Raw genomic sequence first — 18,912 nt, 5'->3', positions numbered from 1 at the left:
ATGGAAAAGGAAAGACTTGGTTCTTTTTTTGTCTCGGAAACTGTACCCGGACAGTTCTCTCTTTTCTGCCTTGTTCAGCTTGGATGAACTTGATAAAATAAAAACATGACACGATACAAAGCAACTATTTCTTACGATGGAACTCTATTTGCAGGTTTCCAACGACAACCGCATGCCCGTAGTGTGCAAGAAGAAATCGAGAAGACCTTGATGCGTCTCAATCAAGGAAATCCTGTGACCATCCATGGAGCAGGCCGGACGGATGCAGGTGTCCATGCCCTTGGACAGGTCATCCATTTTGATCTCCCTCAAGCGCGGGATGAGGAGAAGCTTCGCTTTGCCCTCGATACCCAAACCCCAGAGGATATTGACTTTATCCGGGTGGAGCAAGTAGCAGATGACTTTCATTCACGCTACCGGAAGCACAGCAAGACCTATGAATTTATCGTGGATTATGGTCGTCCCAAGAACCCCATGATGCGCCACTATGCCACCCACTACCCCTATCATTTGGATGTGGCCAAGATGCAAGCAGCCATCCGAAAGTTGGAGGGAACCCATGATTTCACCGGTTTTACAGCTTCGGGTACCAGTGTGGAAGACAAGGTTCGCACGATTACAGAGGCTCGCTTGGACGAGGATGCAGAACATCATCGCCTTATCTTTACCTTTTCGGGCAATGGCTTTCTCTACAAGCAAATCCGCAATATGGTGGGGACCTTGTTGAAGATTGGAAATGATCGGATGCCGATAGAGCAAATCGATCTGATTTTAGAAAAGAAGGACCGCAATCTAGCAGGTCCTACAGCAGCGCCAAATGGCTTATATTTAAAGGAGATCCGTTATGAGTAATGAATTGATTCTAGCTATTTCAGGAAATGATATTTTTAGTGGGGGAGGCCTTCACGCTGACCTGGCCACCTATACAACCAACAAACAACATGGCTTTGTAGCGGTGACTTGTTTGACCGCTATGACCGAGCATGGTTTTGAAGTGATTCCGGTCGATCCGACGACCTTTGCCCAACAGCTCCACTCTCTCAAAGATGTTCCTTTTTCTGCTATTAAACTCGGCCTCTTGCCAAATGTCCAAGTGGCAGACTTAGCCTTGGATTATGTCAAAGCTCATGCCGGTATCCCTGTGGTACTAGACCCTGTCTTGGTCTGCAAGGAAACCCATGACGTGGAAGTGTCAGCCCTTCGAGACGAATTGATCAAGTTCTTCCCTTATGTGACCATCATCACGCCAAACTTACCAGAAGCTGAGATCTTGACTCAAAGCAAGATTCAATCGCTCGACGATATGAAGGAGGCGGCGCGCAAGCTCCATGAATTGGGAGCAGCGACTGTCGTGGTCAAAGGGGGCAACCGCCTTAACAAGGAAAAAGCCATCGATGTCTTTTATGACGGCCAAGACTTTACGGTCTTCGAAGAAGACGTTTTAGAAAAGAATAATACAGGAGCTGGTTGTACCTTTGCCTCTAGCATAGCAAGCCAGTTAGTCCAAGGGAAGGCAACCTTAGAAGCTGTCAAAGCCTCTAAAGACTTTGTCTACCAAGCCATTCAAAAATCAGATCAATATGGAGTAGTTCAATATGACCAATAAACGGACCCAAGTAATCGCGCATTTAGCCATTTTAACCGCCTTGACAGTTGTGCTAGGCTATTATACCAAGTTGCCAACTCCTACCGGGATGGTGACCTTGCTGGATCTAGGCGTCTACTTTACCGCCTTTTATTTGGGGCGCAAAGAAGGAGCAGTGGTCGGTGGTCTTGGTGCCTTTCTCTTAGACCTCCTCTCTGGCTATCCTCAATGGATGTTCTTTAGTCTCTTGTTCCACGGGGCTCAAGGCTATTTTGCTGGCCTTAAAGGAAAAGCCCGTTACATCGGTCTGCTTTTAGGAACGGTTATCATGGTAGGTGGCTATGCCCTAGCATCAGCGCTCTTTTTAGGAAATACCTGGGTAGCGGCCATTGAAGAGATTCCTCATAATCTGGTTCAAAACTTCGTTGGGATGACTCTGGGATATGCTCTGTATCATTTCTTACCAAAGAAGGGAAATTAGAAGATGGAGTTAGAGCAATTAAAAAGAGAAACCCAGGAGATTTTGCTGGATCTTTTATCCAAGGCTAATCTGCGTCAGGGGCAAATTCTTGTACTAGGACTATCAACTAGTGAAGTGGCTGGTGGCAGTATTGGTAAGAACTCAAGCCTGGAGATTGGGCAAGCCATTGTGAAAACCATCTTGGATACCCTGACTCCCAAAGGGATTTACTTAGCTGTCCAAGGATGTGAGCATCTTAACCGAGCCTTGGTGGTCGAACGCGAACTGGCAGAAAAGAAAGACTTAGAAATCGTCAATGTACTGCCGAGCCTCCATGCGGGGGGTGCCGGTCAGTTGGCTGCCTTTGGTTATATGAAAGACCCTGTCGAAGTGGAATACATCACAGCCCAGGCTGGTTTGGATATCGGGGATACTTCTATAGGGATGCATGTCAAGCATGTGCAAGTACCCGTTCGCCCTGTCTTGAAAGAACTAGGTGGCGCGCATGTGACAGCTCTAGCCAGTCGTCCCAAGTTGATCGGTGGGGCGCGTGCTACTTATCAAGAAGATCCGCTTCGGAAGTCCTAATAGGAAGGAAACTAGTTCAGGCATGGACTAGTTTTTTTATTCCGGGACAGTTTTTGAGATAGGAAAGAGATTTTTAGTCTTTTGGTCTCCAGAAACGCCAATAAAATTCCTCTAAAAAGAAGCAGTTTCCACAAAACCAAGATGCCCAAAAACTTGCATTTTCGAAGTTTTATGGTAAAATTATTAGGAATGACTATATTATTTTAAGGAGAGACAGAATGTCTGTATTATTTGAAAACAAAGAAACAAACCGCGGAGTATTGACTTTCACTATCAGTCAAGACCAAATTAAACCAGCTTTAGACCGCGTGTTTGAGTCTGTTAAGAAAAACTTGAACGTACCAGGATTCCGTAAAGGTCACCTTCCACGTCCGATCTTCAACCAACGTTTTGGTGAAGAATCACTTTATCAAGATGCTTTGAACGATCTTCTTCCAGCAGCTTATGAAGCAGCAGTAAAAGAAGCAGGTCTTGAAGTGGTTGCTCAACCAACTTTTGATGTTGTATCAATGGAAAAAGGTCAAGATTGGACATTGACAGCAAATGTTGTTACAAAACCAGAAGTAAAATTGGGTGCTTACAAAGACCTTGAAGTATCTGTAGAAGTTTCTAAAGAAGTAACAGATGAAGATGTAGATGCACGTATCGAACGCGAACGTAACAACTTGGCTGAATTGGTAATCAAAGAAGGACCAGCAGCTGAAGGTGATACTGTTGTGATCGACTTTGTAGGTTCTGTTGACGGTGTTGAGTTTGACGGAGGAAAAGGAGATAACTTCTCACTTGGCCTTGGTTCAGGTCAATTCATCCCAGGTTTCGAAGACCAATTGGTTGGACACTCAGCTGGTGAAACAGTTGATGTCATCGTAACTTTCCCAGAAAACTACCAAGCAACTGACCTTGCAGGTAAAGAAGCAAAATTCGTGACAACCATCCACGAAGTAAAAGCAAAAGAAGTACCAGCTCTTGACGATGAATTGGCAAAAGACATCGACGAAGAAGTTGAAACTCTTGCTGAATTGAAAGAAAAATACCGCAAAGAGTTGGCTGAAGCGAAAGAAGAAGCTTACAAAGATGCAGTTGAGTCAGCAGCAATTGACCTTGCAGTTGAAAACGCAGAAATCATTGACCTTCCAGAAGAAATGATCCACGAAGAAGTACACCGTGCTGTCAATGAATTCCTTGGAAACATGCAACGTCAAGGAATCTCTCCAGACATGTACTTCCAAATCACTGGTACAACTCAAGAAGATCTTCACAAACAATATGAAGCAGATGCAGCAGCACGTACTAAGACAAACCTTGTCGTAGAAGCAGTTGCTAAAGCAGAAGGCTTCGAAGCAACTGACGAAGAAGTAACTGCAGAAATCGAACAATTGGCAGCAGACTACAACATGCCAGTTGAACAAGTTCGTAGCTTGCTTTCACCAGAAATGTTGAAACACGATATTGCTGTGAAGAAAGCTGTTGAAGTGATCACAAGCACTGCAAAAGTAAAATAAAAAAGACGATCTTCCATCTTGATGGAAACAAGTCATAAGAAGAAAAGCTGAGACCATGTGTCCCGGCTTTTCTCTTCTTATTGGCACGGAATTTTCCTTTGACGAAAGGGGAAAATTATCGTACAATAGAGTGTAACGATAAATGATGTATTCTAGGGGTATCCTCTTTTTTAATGAAAAAGAGTGTTGCCTTGAGATAAAAATGAAGGAGATCTACCTTGGAATTAGAAGTATTTGCTGGACAAGAAAAAAGTGAACTTTCAATGATTGAAGTAGCCCGTGCGATCTTAGAGTCACGTGGCCGTGATCATGAAATGTATTTCAATGACCTGGTCAATGAAATTCAAAACTACCTCGAAAAATCAAACAGTGAAATTCGTGAAGCTCTTCCATTATTCTATACGGAATTGAATGTGGATGGAAGCTTTATCCCACTAGGAGACAACAAATGGGGACTTCGCTCATGGTATGCGATCGATGAGGTAGATGAAGAAATCATCGCTCTTGAAGAAACAGATGAAGACGAAGAGCCTAAGAAACGTAAGAAAAAACGTGTCAACGCCTTTATGGACGGAGACGAAGACGCGATCGATTACAATGCGGATGATCCAGAAGACGAAGATGTCTACGAAGCAGATCCAGCGCTTACTTACGATGATGAAAACCCAGAAGATGAGAAGGATGAAGTAGAAGCCTATGACGCTGAAATCAATGAAATCTCACCAGACGAGTTGGATGAAGAAGTTGAGTTAAGTGACGAAGAAGACGAAGAAGAGTCTTACGAAGACGAAGAATAATCCAAAAAACAAGGAATTCGTTCCTTGTTTTTTCTTTGCTTGAATGATGGTTCAAGGAGGAGTATAATAAGGGTGTAAGCCTGACGTAGTGCAGAAGGAGGAAGCGCATTTGGACTGGATACTTGATCAAAGTTTGGTGGACTTAGGGATTGAGATAGTTGTAATCGGAGTGGCCAAACAGGTGGATCCACATGCTCCCTTATCTGCAACTTTTCTAGCTAAAAAGAAGGAGAAGGAAGCCTGGGCCTTAAATTGTGATCTCAGCTCGGTGAAAGAGGAGGCAGTTGTACAAGGCTATATGGACTTGTTGAAGGAAGTGGGGCGTAGTGTCAAAAAGAACCCGCCAACTATTCTCGCTTTGATTAAGAATATCCAAAGTCGAGGTTTCCTACCGACGATCAATAGTGTGATTGATATCTATAATGTTGAATGTCTTCGTTCCTTTTTAGCCATTGGAGGGCATGATCTGGATAAAATCCAGGGACCCATTGAGTTTACGATTAGTCAAAGAGAGGATACCTTTTTGCCCATCTTATCAACAGAAAAGCATGTTAGTGAAACCGATCCGGTCTACCGAGATCAAGAGGGTATTATGGCCTGGCTAGATGTGAGAGATGGTGAGGGCTATAAGATGGAGGAGACTACCCGCAATGCCCTCTTTATCATCCAGGGGAATCGAGCGACCTCTGTAGAGATGCGATTGGAAGCACTAGATCGAATCAGGGAAGATTTGGCCTCTTGCATGCCCGATTTAGAATTTGAAAAATATCTGGTTACCCCCAGTGAGACAATTCCAATCCCTTAAAGAAGAACTCCTATATTAGGGATGAGTCCTCATCTGAACATAAGAGAGATGTGAAGTAGCCGACGCTCTTCTTGACTTGTGAAAATCTGCAACCTTTGAAAAAAGTTTGAAAAAAATCTTGACAAGAATGTAGAAGATTGATATACTAGTAAGGTACTCAATCGCGGGGATGGCGGAATTGGCAGACGCGCAGGACTAAGGATCCTGTGACCGCTTTAGGTCGTGAGGGTTCAAGTCCCTCTCTCCGCATCGGATAATCAAGACAGCTTCGGCTGTCTTTTTTTGTTTTTCAAAACTTTATGATAGAATAGGTGTGAGATGAGGTGTGAATATGAAGAAGAACTATCTGGTTTTGATCAATGGGGTCCTAGCGCTCGTAGGAAGTGCCATTAATTTTTTTGCTCCAGTCATGATTTTGGCCATGGGGCTCGCTGCACATGAAGATTTCGGAAGTGCCTTGATGGCTTTAATTAGCTGGAACTTCTTTGTCTGTATTCTAGCCATCGCTTCTAGGTGGCTCCTAAAAGATGAAAAGAGGATTCGTAAGTGGATTTCCAATCTTTTTCTGGTAGCGGGTCTCATTCTTTTACTTGCGAATCTCCTTATTTTGTCTTGGAGCTTTCCGTATCTTGAAAGTCCCTTGATGTGGCTATTTGGAAACATCTTTGGGAAAGTTCATGAATTTACTTATTTTTTCTATTCTCAATGGGTCGCAGGAGGATTCCTAGTGATTTCCGGGATTGCATTTTTAGTTTCATTAAAAAATTTTAAAGCAGAGGATTAAAAAGAGGGAGCTTGGGCTCCCTTCTTTTGCGTTTCTATGGGCTGTAGAAGTCTTGGGAAAGTAAGCATTCCTCCTCATTTATCATAAGAAAGCGCTTAAAGCTACAAGAAAAGCTAGCATTTTCAATGAAAAAGTGATAAAATAAACAATGTAAGTGGTTTAACCACAAAAAATAAGAGGAGGCCTACAACTAATGGCAATCGTTTCAGCAGAAAAATTTGTCCAAGCAGCTCGTGACAATGGTTACGCAGTTGGTGGATTTAACACAAACAACCTTGAGTGGACTCAAGCTATCTTGCGTGCAGCAGAAGCTAAAAAAGCTCCAGTTTTGATTCAAACTTCTATGGGTGCTGCTAAATACATGGGTGGTTACAAAGTAGCTCGCAACATGATCGCTAACCTTGTTGAAGCAATGGGTATCACTGTACCAGTTGCAATCCACCTTGACCATGGTCATTACGAAGATGCTCTTGAGTGTATCGAAGTTGGTTACACTTCAATCATGTTCGACGGATCACACCTTCCAGTTGAAGAAAACCTTAAATTGGCGAAAGAAGTTGTAGAAAAAGCTCACGCTAAAGGTATCTCAGTTGAAGCTGAAGTTGGTACAATCGGTGGTGAAGAAGACGGTATCGTTGGTAAAGGTGAATTGGCACCAATCGAAGATGCTAAAGCAATGGTTGCTACAGGAATCGACTTCTTGGCAGCAGGTATTGGTAACATCCACGGTCCATACCCAGCAAACTGGGAAGGTCTTGACCTTGACCACTTGAAGAAATTGACAGAAGCTCTTCCAGGATTCCCAATCGTATTGCACGGTGGTTCAGGTATCCCTGATGAGCAAATCCAAGCAGCTATCAAACTTGGTGTTGCGAAAGTTAACGTTAACACTGAGTGCCAAATCGCATTCGCTAACGCAACTCGTCAATTCGTACGTGAATACGATGCAAACGAAGCAGAATACGACAAGAAGAAACTCTTCGACCCACGTAAATTCTTGAAACCAGGATTCGAAGCAATCACAGCTTCAGTTGAAGAACGTATCGACGTATTTGGTAGCGAAAACAAAGCTTAATCTTGCTTGAAACGTTATTAACCAGAGGTTTATCCGTAAGGATAAGCCTTTTTGATTTCTCTTTTTCTAAAAAATGTTTGTTTCAAACAAATAATGATTGCGATTCTGACAATTTAAGGTTATAATAAACAAAAACGAAGCAAGTAGGTAGGAAATGAAAAAACAGGAAAGACTGAATGAGATTATCAATCTGGTCAATAAGGCTGGAACCGTTTATGTTCAAGACATCATGGAAAGTATGCAGGTGTCGGATATGACGGTCCGTCGGGATTTGATTGAATTGGAAAAGCAAGGTCTCCTTATTCGGGTTCGAAATGGAGCCAAAAGTAACCAATTCCTCCCTTCACGGGAACTGCCCCATGAAGAGAAGTTGCTAAAGAATATTCTGGCTAAGCGTGAAGTAGCAAAGAAAGCTAGCGAGCTGATAAAAGAAGGCGAGAGTATTTTCCTTGGGCCGGGGACCTCTGTTGAGGTTCTTTCCGAAGCCATTAATAATAAGGAACTGCGCGTGGTGACAAATTGTCTACCGATTTTCCAAGAGTTGTTAAAGAAGAAAAGTGATACCTTTAAGGTAATCCTCTTAGGAGGGGAGCTTCGAGAAACCAGTCAAGCTTTTGTCGGCGAGATAACGAACACTCTCATGGAAAGAATGTACTTCCACAAGATGTTTTTTAGTGGGAATGGTATTGTGGATGGACGCGTTCTGACCTCTTCTTTTGAAGAAGCCTATACGCAAAAGTTAGCCTTAGAACGTTCTTCTGAAGCTTACCTACTGATTGACTCCTCCAAGATTGGCAAGGAAGACTTTACCTCTATCTGTTCCTTGAAAAAAGTAACTGCGGTGATAACGGACGATGCATCTGAGAAAGCACATGAAGAATTAGAGGAATATACACGTGTGATTGTATAAATAATAAACTGAAAAAGAGAGAATGATTCTCTCTTTTTTGTTTATTACAAACAATTTAGGGCTAAAAAATAATAAAAAATAAAGAAAAATGAAAAAAGCAAACAAAAAACAGTTGACAACAAACAAAATTAGCGCTATACTGTGTTTGTGAATAACAAAACGAAGTCGAATGAAGAAAGAGGAGAACTTTCTTTGTTGACGGAAATGCAAAAAGGAGAAGCATATGGCAATTGTAGTTGGTGCGGATGCAGCAGGTATCCGCTTAAAAGAAGTAGTCAAAGAATATTTGGAAGCAGAAGGTTTCCAAGTCGTGGACGTGACAGAAGAAGGGCAAGACTTTGTCGATGTGACCTTAGCTGTTGCAAAAGAAGTGAAACAAGCAGAAGATAATCTGGGTATTGTTATTGACGCTTACGGAGCTGGTCCATTTATGGTCGCAACTAAAATTAAAGGAATGGTTGCCGCAGAAGTTTCAGATGAACGCTCTGCCTACATGACCCGTGGCCACAACAATTCTCGTATGATCACTATGGGTGCTCAAATCGTAGGTGACCAATTGGCGAAGAATATTGCCAAAGGTTTTGTGAATGGTAAGTATGACGGTGGTCGCCACCAAATCCGTGTCGATATGCTCAACAAGATGTGCTAAGGAGGAGCGAAAAATGAAAATTGCAATTGGATGTGACCATATTGTTACAACTGAAAAAATGGCTGTTTCTGAATTTTTGAAATCAAAAGGTTATGAAGTCCTTGACTTCGGAACCTATGACCACGCGCGTACCCATTACCCAATTTTTGGGAAAAAAGTCGGAGAAGCAGTCGCTAGTGGTCAAGCTGATCTTGGAGTATGTATCTGTGGTACTGGTGTTGGAATTAACAATGCTGTTAACAAGGTTCCTGGAATTCGTTCAGCCTTGGTTCGCGATATGACAACGGCTCTTTATGCGAAAGAAGAGTTGAATGCCAATGTGATTGGTTTTGGTGGGAAAGTAACTGGTGAGTTGCTCATGTGTGATATCATTGAAGCCTTCATCCATGCGGAATACAAACCAAGTGAAGAAAACAAGAAATTGATTGCCAAGATTCAACATTTGGAAACCCATAATGATCACCAAGAGGATGCAGACTTCTTTACAGAATTCCTTGAAAAATGGGATCGTGGTGAATACCACGACTAAGAGGTGAGTCTATGATTTTAACGGTAACCATGAACCCTTCAATCGACATTTCCTATCCGTTAGAAACCTTACACTTGGATACGGTCAATCGAGTTGACAAGGTAAGCAAAACCGCAGGAGGGAAGGGTCTCAATGTCACACGGGTCCTTGCAGAGATTGGAGATCCTGTCTCGGCAACTGGTCTGATTGGTGGTTCAACAGGCCAATTTATCTTGGACCACCTGGATCAGGAAATCGGCAAAGAATTCTTTGAAATTCAAGGGGAGACCCGGAATTGTATTGCGATCCTTCACGAAGGACAACAAACTGAAATCCTGGAAAAAGGTCCGTCTGTTTCTGAAGAAGAAGGGCAAGCCTTTCTTGATCACTATGAAACCTTGCTTCCAGATGTAGCAGTCGTTGCTATCTCAGGTAGTTTACCAGCTAGCTTGCCACTTGATTATTATTCTCAATTGGTCGAGCGCGCTAAGAAGGCAGGAAAACCAGTCGTTCTGGACTGCTCAGGCGCTTCCCTAGAAAAAGCACTAGTAGCTCCCGTTCAACCAACAGTGATTAAACCCAATAATGAAGAGTTGTCTCAACTCTTAGGCTACGAAGTGACTACGGATTTAGATCAATTAAAAGAGGTCCTTCAATCTGACTTATTTAAAGGAATCGAATGGGTCATCGTCTCCCTAGGAGCTGACGGTGCCTTTGCCAAACATGGTGATGTCTTCTATAAAGTGGATATTCCAAAAATTGAAGTGGTTAATCCAGTGGGATCTGGTGATTCGACAGTTGCTGGGATTGCCTCAGCTCTCTATCATCAGGAAGACGACCAAGCACTTTTAACCAAAGCCAATGTCCTTGGCATGTTGAATGCTCAAGAAGCAACGACAGGCCATATCAATATTCATCGCTATGATGATTTGTATCAACAGATAAATGTAAAAGAGGTATAAGATGGTATTAACAGAACAAAAACGCAACTATTTAGAAAAATTGAGCACCAAAGAGGGTGTGATCTCAGCCTTAGCCTTTGACCAACGTGGTGCCTTGAAACGCCTCATGGCTCAGTACCAAGACACAGAACCAACAGTGGCTCAAATGGAAGAATTGAAGGTCTTGGTGGCTGAAGAATTGACGCCATTCGCATCTTCTATGCTCTTGGACCCTGAGTATGGACTTCCAGCAACCAAGGTCTTGGATGCAGAAGCAGGTCTCTTGTTGGCTTATGAAAAAACCGGCTACGACACTTCTAGCACTAAACGTCTGCCAGACTGCCTCACCCTTTGGTCAGCTAAACGCATCAAAGAACAGGGTGCAGATGCAGTGAAATTCTTGCTCTATTATGATGTGGATAGTGCAGATGAACTTAACCAAGAAAAACAAGCCTACATTGAACGCATCGGTTCAGAATGTGCAGCAGAAGAAATTCCATTCTTCCTTGAAATCTTGGCCTATGATGAAACTATTGCGGATGCCGGTTCTGTAGAATATGCGAAAGTAAAACCTCGCAAGGTTATCGAAGCTATGAAAGTCTTCTCAGACCCACGCTTCAACATCGATGTTTTGAAAGTAGAAGTGCCAGTTAACGTCAAATACGTTGAAGGTTTTGGCGATGGAGAAATTGTTCATAGCCGTGAAGAAGCTGCCGCCTTCTTTAAAGAACAAGAAGCAGCAACCAACCTTCCATACATCTACTTGAGTGCCGGTGTCTCTGCAAAACTCTTCCAAGAAACCCTTGTTTTTGCCCATGAAGCAGGAGCGAACTTCAACGGGGTCCTTTGTGGTCGTGCAACTTGGGCTGGATCTGTAGAAGCCTACATCAAGAATGGGGAAGAGGCAGCTCGTGAATGGCTCCGTACAGAAGGTCGTCGCAACATTGAAGAGCTCAACCAAGTCTTAGACCAAGTCGCAACTTCTTGGAAAGAGCGTATTTAACAGTGTAGACCATTCCTTTAACGACGGGCGTTCGAATTTCCTTGAAGAGCCCAGAGAAGACAGCTATAAACAGCTATTTGTTAGGAAAAAACAAAAAAGTTAAAAAGTTGTTAAGAAAGGGTTTACAAAAACAAAAGTGTGTGCTATACTTAATCCATAAGTGAATACAAGGTGAGTGTTAGTAAGTTAGATTACGCATGATCACAGATGAATTAGGGAAGACTCTCTCTAATCTCATTTGTGATCATTTTTTATACCTCAAACCTTGAATAAACTAGTAAGGAGAGTACCATGTATCGGATTTTAAATCCACTCAATCACAATGTTGCTCTGGTGAGAAATGACAAAGGGGAAGAACTGATTGTCATTGGAAAAGGAATTGTTTTTGGGAAAAAGAAGGGTGACCTAGTTCCAAAAGAAAAGGTAGAAAAACTCTTTCGGATGAAAACAGAGGAATCCAGAGAGAACTTTATGACCCTGCTAAAAGACGTTCCTTTAGACTTCATCACAGTGACCTACGAGATGATTGATTACTTGAGCAAAAAGTATCACTACCCTGTTCAAGAATATATCTATGTGACCTTGACCGACCACATGTTTTGCTCTTACCAGGCAGTGACTCAAGGCAGGTATAAGGAAAGTAATCTTTTGGATATCTCAGAAAACTATCCAGTGGCTTTTGAGATTGCTAAAGAGGCAGTTGATATTTATCGTGATAAGCTCACGACTAGCTTCCCCGAAGATGAGGTCACTCGTATCGCCTATCACTTCATCAACGCAGAAGGTGAAAATGAAGTAGAAGTCGTAGATTCCATGGACCAACGCAAAGAAATCTTAAAAGGCGTGGAAGAGGTTCTGAATAGTTATTCAATCAAACGGACTGAAGCCAACAACAATTTTTATGATCGCTTCATGATTCATCTCAACTACTTCTTGGATTACCTAGATCGCAATCGCGATGATAATCAATCGCTTTTAGATATGGAGGAACATATCAAAAGTTCTTATCCATTAGCTTTTGAGATTGGTTCCAAGATTTATGATGTAATTTCTAGGGAGACCGGGGTTGACTTGTACAAGAGTGAACGGGTCTATCTGGTCTTACACATTCAACGCTTATTGTAACAACTTTTAAATATTAAGAAATTCAAATTGGAGGAATTGGTCATGACCAAAGAAGAAATGACATTACTAGGTTTCGAAATCGTTGCGTATGCAGGGGATGCTCGCTCTAAACTCTTGGAAGCCCTTAAGGCGGCTGAAAAGGGTGAATTCGCTCAGGCTGAAAGCTTGGTAGAAGAAGCAGGAAGCTGTATCGCAGAGGCTCACAAATCTCAAACAACTATGCTAGCGCAAGAAGCAGCAGGAGAAGACCTCCCCTACAGCATTACCATGATGCATGGGCAGGACCACTTAATGACAACAATCCTATTAAAAGATGTGATTCATCATCTCATTGAACTATACAAAAGAGGAGCAAAATAATGCATAAATTAATTGAATTGATTGAGAAAGGAAAACCTTTCTTCGAGAAGATTTCTCGCAATAAATATTTGCGTGCCATCCGTGATGGGTTTATCGCAGGGATGCCAGTCATCTTATTCTCATCTATCTTTATCTTGATTGCCTATGTTCCAAATGCGTGGGGCTTCCATTGGTCAAAAGAAATTGAGAATTTCTTGATGACACCTTATAGCTATTCGATGGGAATTCTGGCTTTCTTCGTAGGTGGAACCACAGCCAAAGCTTTGACAGATTCTGTCAACCGTGATTTACCTGCAACAAACCAGATCAACTTCTTGTCAACCATGTTGGCATCTATGGTTGGTTTCCTTCTAATGGCAGCTGAACCTGCTAAGGAAGGTGGTTTTCTGACTGCTTTCATGGGAACAAAAGGTCTTTTGACAGCCTTTATCGCAGCCTTTGTCACTGTTAATGTTTATAAGGTCTGCGTGAAAAATAATGTGACTATTCGCATGCCAGACGAAGTTCCACCAAATATCTCTCAAGTATTTAAAGACTTGATCCCATTCACTGTATCTGTTGTTCTCCTTTATGGACTTGAATTGATTGTGAAGGGAAGTCTGGGTGTAACAGTAGCTGAATCTATTGGTACTCTCCTTGCACCTCTCTTCTCAGCAGCAGATGGCTATCTTGGAATCACGCTTATTTTTGGTGCGTATGCTTTCTTCTGGTTTGTGGGAATCCACGGCCCTTCTATCGTAGAGCCTGCGATTGCAGCGATCACTTACGCAAATATCGATGCCAACTTGGCTCTGTCTCAAGCTGGTCAACATGCAGATAAGGTTATTACTTCTGGTACTCAAATGTTTATCGTTACCATGGGTGGAACTGGAGCAACCTTGATTGTTCCCTTCCTATTCATGTGGTTGTGTAAATCAGAACGGAACCGTGCAATCGGACGTGCTTCTGTTGTTCCTACATTCTTCGGTGTAAACGAACCAATCTTGTTTGGTGCACCTATCGTATTGAATCCGATCTTCTTTATTCCATTCATTTTTGCACCAATTGCCAACGTTTGGATCTTCAAATTCTTTGTTGATACCTTGGGAATGAACTCCTTCACGGCTAACCTTCCATGGGTTACTCCTGGACCTTTGGGGATTGTCCTTGGTACAAACTTCCAAGTTCTCTCCTTCATCCTTGCAGCTCTTCTAGTAGTAGTAGACGTGGTTATTTACTACCCATTTGTGAAGGTTTACGATGAGCAAATTCTTGAAGAAGAGCGCTCTGGTAAAGCAAATGATGATTTGAAAGAAAAAGTCGCTGCAAACTTTAACACTGCTAAAGCAGACGCTATTCTTGAAAAAGCAGGTGTTGAAGATGCACCAGCTGAAAATACCATTACTGAAGAAACAAACGTCCTCGTTCTTTGTGCGGGTGGAGGAACAAGTGGTCTTCTTGCCAATGCTTTGAATAAAGCCGCAGAAGAGTATAAAGTTCCAGTTAAAGCGGCAGCCGGTGGCTACGGTGCTCACCGTGAAATGTTGCCAGAATTTGACCTTGTTATCTTGGCGCCTCAGGTTGCTTCCAACTTCGAAGATATGAAGGCTGAAACAGATAAACTAGGCATCAAATTGGCGAAGACAGAAGGTGCTCAGTACATTAAATTGACACGCGATGGACAAGGTGCTCTAGCCTTTGTTCAAGCTCAATTTGAAGAATAAGAACGAATAAGTGAGATGGAGATGGATGGCTCACTAACTCCTCTCCCCTCACTTTTCATTATATCCAATCAAGAAATAGGTAAAAAAATGACAAAAACACTTCCTAAAGATTTTATTTTTGGTGGGGCAACGGCTGCCTATCAAGCAGAAGGAGCTACCCATACTGACGGAAAAGGACCAGTTGCTTGGGACAAATACTTAGCTGATAACTATTGGTATACAGCAGAACCAGCAAGCGATTTCTACCATAAATATCCAGTAGACTTACAGTTGGCTGAAGAATATGGCGTAAACGGAATTCGTATTTCTATTGCTTGGTCACGTATTTTCCCAACTGGCTATGGTGAAGTAAATCAGAAAGGGGTTGAATTCTACCACAATCTATTTGCGGAATGTCATAAACGTCATGTAGAACCATTTGTAACTCTTCACCACTTTGATACACCTGAAGCGCTTCACTCAAACGGAGACTTCTTGAATCGTGAAAATATCGAACACTTCGTAGATTATGCAGCCTTCTGTTTTGAAGAATTCCCAGAAGTCAACTATTGGACAACCTTTAATGAAATTGGCCCAATCGGTGATGGTCAATACTTAGTAGGAAAATTCCCTCCAGGGATTCAGTATGACCTTGCCAAAGTTTTCCAATCACACCACAATATGATGGTTTCGCATGCTCGAGCTGTGAAATTGTATAAAGACAAAGGGTATGAAGGTGAAATTGGAGTTGTGCACGCTCTTCCAACTAAGTATCCTTTGGATCCAGAAAATCCAGCAGACGTTCGGGCGGCTGAATTGGAAGATATCATCCATAACAAGTTTATTCTAGATGCAACCTACCTTGGACACTATTCCGATAAAACCATGGAAGGTGTAAACCACATTCTTTCAGTTAATGGTGGTGAGTTGGATCTTCGAGACGAAGACTTTGTAGTGCTTGAAGCAGCAAAAGACTTGAACGACTTCCTTGGAATCAACTACTACATGAGTGATTGGATGGAAGCATTTGATGGTGAAACTGAAATCATCCACAATGGTAAAGGGGAAAAAGGAAGCTCTAAGTACCAAATTAAAGGTGTTGGTCGTCGTGTAGCTCCTGACTATGTACCTCGCACTGACTGGGATTGGATCATCTATCCGCAAGGCTTGTATGACCAAATCATGCGTGTCAAGAAAGATTATCCAAACTACAAGAAGATCTACATCACTGAAAACGGACTTGGATACAAAGATGAATTTGTGGACAACACTGTTTACGATGATGGCCGAATTGATTATGTGAAGCAACACTTGGAGGTCTTGTCTGATGCGATTGCAGATGGGGCAAACGTCAAAGGTTACTTCATCTGGTCCCTCATGGATGTCTTCTCTTGGTCAAATGGTTACGAAAAACGCTATGGTCTCTTCTATGTAGACTTTGAAACGCAAGAACGTTATCCTAAGAAATCTGCACATTGGTACAAGAAAGTAGCAGAAAGCCAAGTGATTGAATAAAGAAATAAACCATATAAGAAGGTTTATCCGTAAGGATAAGCCTTTTTTGTTGGTATTGGAGGTGATTATTTATCTCTTTTATAATTGCAACAAAGATTTCTAAGTCGTATTGCTAAAATACTCTAAAACTTGTACAATAACGCTATGAAAAAATTTAAACAGTGGAGTTGGATCCTTTGTGGCTTTCTTATCCTCTTTTTAGGTGCTACATTTATGTTTCACCAAGTCAGTTTGCAAAAAGAAAGGAAGCTACTCACACCCATAGGTAAACAGGTTACGGTCAATGGCCATCAAATGAATGTCTCGATTACTGGAGAAGGGCCTGAAACAATCGTGTTACTTTCAGGTGCTGGCATCGCCTCCCCTATCCTAGACTTTAAGAATCTATCGGATCCCCTATCCAAAAAATACAAGGTGGTCGTGGTAGAGCGAGCGGGATATGGTTTTAGCGAAGATAGTGATCAATCAAGAGATGTAATGGAGGTCCTTGATGAGACCCGTCAAGCCTTATCGCAAGCTCATGTTTCAGGTCCTTATGTGATTATTTCGCATTCTATGGCTAGTTTAGAGAGTCTTGCTTGGCAAGAGAAATATCCGAATGAAGTGAAGGCTTTGATTGGCCTGGATTGGGCTTTGCCAGCGAGTTATGAAAATTTAAAGGATAATCAGGCCTTGCTTACTGTGGCTTATTGGAGCAGTAAGATTGGCTTATTACGCTATTTCCCTGAGTCCTTTTATATAAAAAATCCAACTCTGACTGAAACTGAACGACAACAATATAAATTACTAGCATATAAGCAGTTGATGTCACAAGCCATGCTTCATGAATCCCGTTTGGCAAAGGAAAATGCCAAGAAAGTTCCATCTAGCATTAATCCGAAAATTCCAGCCTTACTCCTGGTTTCTAACGGTGAAGGCACGACCTTTAGCCAATCAGAGTGGCAACGTTATGCAGAGAGATTTGCAAGCGACCAGTCTAACGTTCAAGTCGACTATATGGATGCGCCTCACGACCTCTATCATTATCAAAGCGATGCTATTGTTTCTCGTATTAAAAAATTTTTAGAGAATAATTGAGGGCTTAAAAATCCATTGAGACTGATGATAATAATTAAATGCTGAAGGATTAACAGTAGAATCGTTAATTTTCTCGATTAAAAAAATTCTTTTTCTTAACAATAAGCCTGCCCCTAAGGGCAGGTTTTTTGGTGTCTTAAGGAAACTATTTAACAGAATTTTTGATTAAAAGTTTCATTTTAAGAGAGAAATTTCTAATTTCATAATCAATAAGCAAACGCTTGCATTCCTTTTTTTATTAGATTATAATAGGTTGGTATAAAGCCTTCTGTAATAATATTGAGAAAGTGTAGAAAGTAAGGATTTAGAATATTTGTAGTCAAAAATACAATGTTGCTTCTTACGATAGGGAGATAGATATGGCAATGATAGAAGTGCAACATCTTCAGAAAAATTTTGTGAAGACAGTTAAGGAGCCGGGGTTAAAGGGAGCCTTGCGCTCCTTTATTCATCCTGAAAAGCAGACATTTGAAGCGGTCAAGGATTTAACTTTTGAAGTTCCAAAAGGGCAGATTTTAGGATTTATCGGGGCAAATGGTGCTGGGAAGTCAACCACCATCAAAATGCTGACAGGAATTTTGAAGCCCACATCTGGCTTTTGTCGGATTAACGGCAAGATTCCCCAGGATAATCGCCAAGATTATGTCAAGGACATTGGAGTCGTTTTCGGACAACGCACCCAGCTATGGTGGGATTTGGCTCTGCAAGAGACCTACACGGTCTTGAAAGAGATCTATGATGTACCGGACTCGCTTTTCCATAAGCGCATGGACTTTTTGAATGAAGTTTTGGATTTGAAGGAATTTATCAAGGATCCTGTGCGGACTCTTTCACTAGGTCAACGGATGCGGGCGGATATTGCGGCTTCCTTGCTTCACAATCCCAAAGTTCTCTTTTTAGATGAGCCGACTATTGGTTTGGATGTGTCGGTCAAGGACAACATTCGTCGGGCCATTACTCAGATTAATCAGGAGGAAGAGACAACTATTCTCTTGACTACTCATGATTTGAGTGATATTGAGCAACTCTGTGATCGGATTTTTATGATTGATAAGGGGCAAGAGATTTTTGATGGAACGGTTAGCCAGCTCAAGGAGACCTTTGGAAAGATGAAGACTCTCTCCTTTGACCTGACGCCAGGTCAAAATCATCTAGTCTCTCATTATGAGGGCTTGCCTGATATGTCCATTGATAGACAAGGAAATACTCTCAATATTGAATTCGATAGTTCCCACTACCAGTCGGCTAATATTATCAAGCAAACCTTATCTGATTTTGAAGTTCGTGATTTGAAGATGGTAGATACAGATATTGAAGATATTATCCGTCGCTTCTATCGAAAGGAGCTCTAAGATGGTCAAATTGTGGAGACGTTATAAACCCTTTATCAATGCAGGGATTCAGGAGTTGATTAGCTATCGAGTTAACTTTATTCTCTATCGGATTGGTGATGTCATGGGGGCTTTTGTCGCTTTCTATCTCTGGAAGGCTGTCTTTGACTCCTCCCAGGAGCCTTTGATTCAGGGCTTCAGTATGGCGGATATCA

20 protein-coding genes, 1 tRNA gene and 1 pseudogene are annotated in these 18,912 nt (G+C 42.0%); all 22 read left to right on the top strand.

From position 1 onward, the window contains the following. Positions 1-105: 105 nt before the first annotated feature. A complete protein-coding gene (truA, locus tag ACLOR3_RS08505) occupies positions 106-852 on the top strand; it encodes a tRNA pseudouridine(38-40) synthase TruA (RefSeq protein WP_123159773.1) in 747 nt (248 codons plus the stop codon). After that, the gene (locus ACLOR3_RS08500) at positions 845-1,606 is read left to right on the top strand and encodes a bifunctional hydroxymethylpyrimidine kinase/phosphomethylpyrimidine kinase (RefSeq protein WP_123159772.1); all 762 of its coding nucleotides are present in this window, start codon (positions 845-847) and stop codon (positions 1,604-1,606) included. The genes truA and ACLOR3_RS08500 overlap by 8 nt, the downstream gene beginning before the upstream one ends. Next, positions 1,596-2,066, top strand: a complete 471-nt coding sequence (locus ACLOR3_RS08495; RefSeq protein ID WP_411400824.1) for an ECF transporter S component — start codon at positions 1,596-1,598, stop codon at positions 2,064-2,066. Before ACLOR3_RS08500 ends, ACLOR3_RS08495 begins: the two co-directional genes overlap by 11 nt. A gap of 3 nt (positions 2,067-2,069) precedes the next feature. Continuing rightward, positions 2,070-2,633, top strand: coding sequence for a TIGR01440 family protein (locus tag ACLOR3_RS08490; protein ID WP_195550232.1), 564 nt, complete (start codon positions 2,070-2,072; stop codon positions 2,631-2,633). A 218-nt stretch (positions 2,634-2,851) separates the two neighbouring features. Beyond that, a complete protein-coding gene (gene tig / locus ACLOR3_RS08485; protein ID WP_411400827.1) occupies positions 2,852-4,135 on the top strand; it encodes a trigger factor in 1,284 nt (427 codons plus the stop codon). 218 nt (positions 4,136-4,353) lie between these two features. Further along, positions 4,354-4,932: a DNA-directed RNA polymerase subunit delta gene (gene rpoE / locus ACLOR3_RS08480; protein ID WP_048789869.1), complete on the top strand. Its 579-nt coding sequence runs from the start codon at positions 4,354-4,356 to the stop codon at positions 4,930-4,932. A gap of 109 nt (positions 4,933-5,041) precedes the next feature. Continuing rightward, the gene (locus ACLOR3_RS08475) at positions 5,042-5,737 is read left to right on the top strand and encodes a B3/B4 domain-containing protein (RefSeq protein ID WP_411400830.1); all 696 of its coding nucleotides are present in this window, start codon (positions 5,042-5,044) and stop codon (positions 5,735-5,737) included. Positions 5,738-5,900: 163 nt separating this feature from the next. Then, positions 5,901-5,986 (top strand) — tRNA-Leu (locus ACLOR3_RS08470). A gap of 82 nt (positions 5,987-6,068) precedes the next feature. After that, a complete protein-coding gene (locus ACLOR3_RS08465) occupies positions 6,069-6,521 on the top strand; it encodes a hypothetical protein (protein ID WP_411400832.1) in 453 nt (150 codons plus the stop codon). A 193-nt stretch (positions 6,522-6,714) separates the two neighbouring features. Further along, complete coding sequence (locus tag ACLOR3_RS08460; RefSeq protein ID WP_048717658.1) at positions 6,715-7,596, top strand: class II fructose-bisphosphate aldolase; 882 nt, start codon at positions 6,715-6,717, stop codon at positions 7,594-7,596. A 154-nt stretch (positions 7,597-7,750) separates the two neighbouring features. Further along, entirely contained in the window at positions 7,751-8,506 is a 756-nt protein-coding gene (locus tag ACLOR3_RS08455) for a DeoR/GlpR family DNA-binding transcription regulator (protein WP_006595008.1), read from the top strand. A 223-nt stretch (positions 8,507-8,729) separates the two neighbouring features. Then, on the top strand, positions 8,730-9,155 hold the full coding sequence (lacA, locus tag ACLOR3_RS08450; protein WP_006595007.1) for a galactose-6-phosphate isomerase subunit LacA: 426 nt from the start codon (positions 8,730-8,732) through the stop codon (positions 9,153-9,155). A 13-nt stretch (positions 9,156-9,168) separates the two neighbouring features. Further along, positions 9,169-9,684, top strand: a complete 516-nt coding sequence (lacB, locus tag ACLOR3_RS08445) for a galactose-6-phosphate isomerase subunit LacB (protein ID WP_154853820.1) — start codon at positions 9,169-9,171, stop codon at positions 9,682-9,684. 11 nt (positions 9,685-9,695) lie between these two features. Continuing rightward, positions 9,696-10,625 carry a tagatose-6-phosphate kinase gene (locus ACLOR3_RS08440; protein WP_411400835.1) on the top strand — a complete coding sequence of 310 codons (930 nt, stop codon included), beginning with the start codon at positions 9,696-9,698 and terminating at the stop codon, positions 10,623-10,625. Between the two features lies 1 nt (position 10,626). After that, entirely contained in the window at positions 10,627-11,607 is a 981-nt protein-coding gene (gene lacD, locus ACLOR3_RS08435; RefSeq protein ID WP_411400837.1) for a tagatose-bisphosphate aldolase, read from the top strand. A gap of 291 nt (positions 11,608-11,898) precedes the next feature. Continuing rightward, positions 11,899-12,732 (top strand): PRD domain-containing protein, encoded by an 834-nt coding sequence (locus tag ACLOR3_RS08430; RefSeq protein WP_048788782.1) that lies wholly within the window; start codon positions 11,899-11,901, stop codon positions 12,730-12,732. Positions 12,733-12,774: 42 nt separating this feature from the next. Further along, positions 12,775-13,092, top strand: a complete 318-nt coding sequence (locus ACLOR3_RS08425) for a PTS lactose/cellobiose transporter subunit IIA (protein ID WP_048788781.1) — start codon at positions 12,775-12,777, stop codon at positions 13,090-13,092. Continuing rightward, positions 13,092-14,795: a lactose-specific PTS transporter subunit EIIC gene (locus ACLOR3_RS08420; protein ID WP_048714811.1), complete on the top strand. Its 1,704-nt coding sequence runs from the start codon at positions 13,092-13,094 to the stop codon at positions 14,793-14,795. The genes ACLOR3_RS08425 and ACLOR3_RS08420 overlap by 1 nt, the downstream gene beginning before the upstream one ends. An 87-nt stretch (positions 14,796-14,882) precedes the next feature. Then, on the top strand, positions 14,883-16,289 hold the full coding sequence (gene lacG, locus ACLOR3_RS08415; RefSeq protein WP_411400840.1) for a 6-phospho-beta-galactosidase: 1,407 nt from the start codon (positions 14,883-14,885) through the stop codon (positions 16,287-16,289). A gap of 144 nt (positions 16,290-16,433) precedes the next feature. Continuing rightward, positions 16,434-17,366: an alpha/beta fold hydrolase gene (locus ACLOR3_RS08410; RefSeq protein ID WP_411400842.1), complete on the top strand. Its 933-nt coding sequence runs from the start codon at positions 16,434-16,436 to the stop codon at positions 17,364-17,366. Between the two features lie 359 nt (positions 17,367-17,725). Further along, positions 17,726-18,718 (top strand): ABC transporter ATP-binding protein, encoded by a 993-nt coding sequence (locus tag ACLOR3_RS08405; RefSeq protein ID WP_048714799.1) that lies wholly within the window; start codon positions 17,726-17,728, stop codon positions 18,716-18,718. A 1-nt stretch (position 18,719) separates the two neighbouring features. Next, positions 18,720-18,912, top strand: a pseudogene (locus tag ACLOR3_RS08400) (ABC transporter permease); the annotation flags it as partial.

It is taken from the genome of Streptococcus intestinihominis (assembly GCF_046824975.1).
Classification (GTDB): domain Bacteria; phylum Bacillota; class Bacilli; order Lactobacillales; family Streptococcaceae; genus Streptococcus.
The sequence above is the reverse complement of the archived record's forward strand: the minus strand, read 5'-3'. Positions and strand labels throughout refer to the sequence as shown.

What these genes read in the sequence shown, in the direction of transcription:
- truA (WP_123159773.1), top strand. Translation starts at nt 106, where the DNA reads ATGACACGATACAAAGCAACTATTTCTTACGATGGAACTCTATTTGCA.
- ACLOR3_RS08500 (WP_123159772.1), top strand. Translation starts at nt 845, where the DNA reads ATGAGTAATGAATTGATTCTAGCTATTTCAGGAAATGATATTTTTAGT.
- ACLOR3_RS08495 (WP_411400824.1), top strand. Translation starts at nt 1,596, where the DNA reads ATGACCAATAAACGGACCCAAGTAATCGCGCATTTAGCCATTTTAACC.
- ACLOR3_RS08490 (WP_195550232.1), top strand. Translation starts at nt 2,070, where the DNA reads ATGGAGTTAGAGCAATTAAAAAGAGAAACCCAGGAGATTTTGCTGGAT.
- tig (WP_411400827.1), top strand. Translation starts at nt 2,852, where the DNA reads ATGTCTGTATTATTTGAAAACAAAGAAACAAACCGCGGAGTATTGACT.
- ACLOR3_RS08465 (WP_411400832.1), top strand. Translation starts at nt 6,069, where the DNA reads ATGAAGAAGAACTATCTGGTTTTGATCAATGGGGTCCTAGCGCTCGTA.
- ACLOR3_RS08460 (WP_048717658.1), top strand. Translation starts at nt 6,715, where the DNA reads ATGGCAATCGTTTCAGCAGAAAAATTTGTCCAAGCAGCTCGTGACAAT.
- ACLOR3_RS08455 (WP_006595008.1), top strand. Translation starts at nt 7,751, where the DNA reads ATGAAAAAACAGGAAAGACTGAATGAGATTATCAATCTGGTCAATAAG.
- lacA (WP_006595007.1), top strand. Translation starts at nt 8,730, where the DNA reads ATGGCAATTGTAGTTGGTGCGGATGCAGCAGGTATCCGCTTAAAAGAA.
- lacB (WP_154853820.1), top strand. Translation starts at nt 9,169, where the DNA reads ATGAAAATTGCAATTGGATGTGACCATATTGTTACAACTGAAAAAATG.
- ACLOR3_RS08440 (WP_411400835.1), top strand. Translation starts at nt 9,696, where the DNA reads ATGATTTTAACGGTAACCATGAACCCTTCAATCGACATTTCCTATCCG.
- lacD (WP_411400837.1), top strand. Translation starts at nt 10,627, where the DNA reads ATGGTATTAACAGAACAAAAACGCAACTATTTAGAAAAATTGAGCACC.
- ACLOR3_RS08430 (WP_048788782.1), top strand. Translation starts at nt 11,899, where the DNA reads ATGTATCGGATTTTAAATCCACTCAATCACAATGTTGCTCTGGTGAGA.
- ACLOR3_RS08425 (WP_048788781.1), top strand. Translation starts at nt 12,775, where the DNA reads ATGACCAAAGAAGAAATGACATTACTAGGTTTCGAAATCGTTGCGTAT.
- ACLOR3_RS08420 (WP_048714811.1), top strand. Translation starts at nt 13,092, where the DNA reads ATGCATAAATTAATTGAATTGATTGAGAAAGGAAAACCTTTCTTCGAG.
- lacG (WP_411400840.1), top strand. Translation starts at nt 14,883, where the DNA reads ATGACAAAAACACTTCCTAAAGATTTTATTTTTGGTGGGGCAACGGCT.
- ACLOR3_RS08410 (WP_411400842.1), top strand. Translation starts at nt 16,434, where the DNA reads ATGAAAAAATTTAAACAGTGGAGTTGGATCCTTTGTGGCTTTCTTATC.
- ACLOR3_RS08405 (WP_048714799.1), top strand. Translation starts at nt 17,726, where the DNA reads ATGGCAATGATAGAAGTGCAACATCTTCAGAAAAATTTTGTGAAGACA.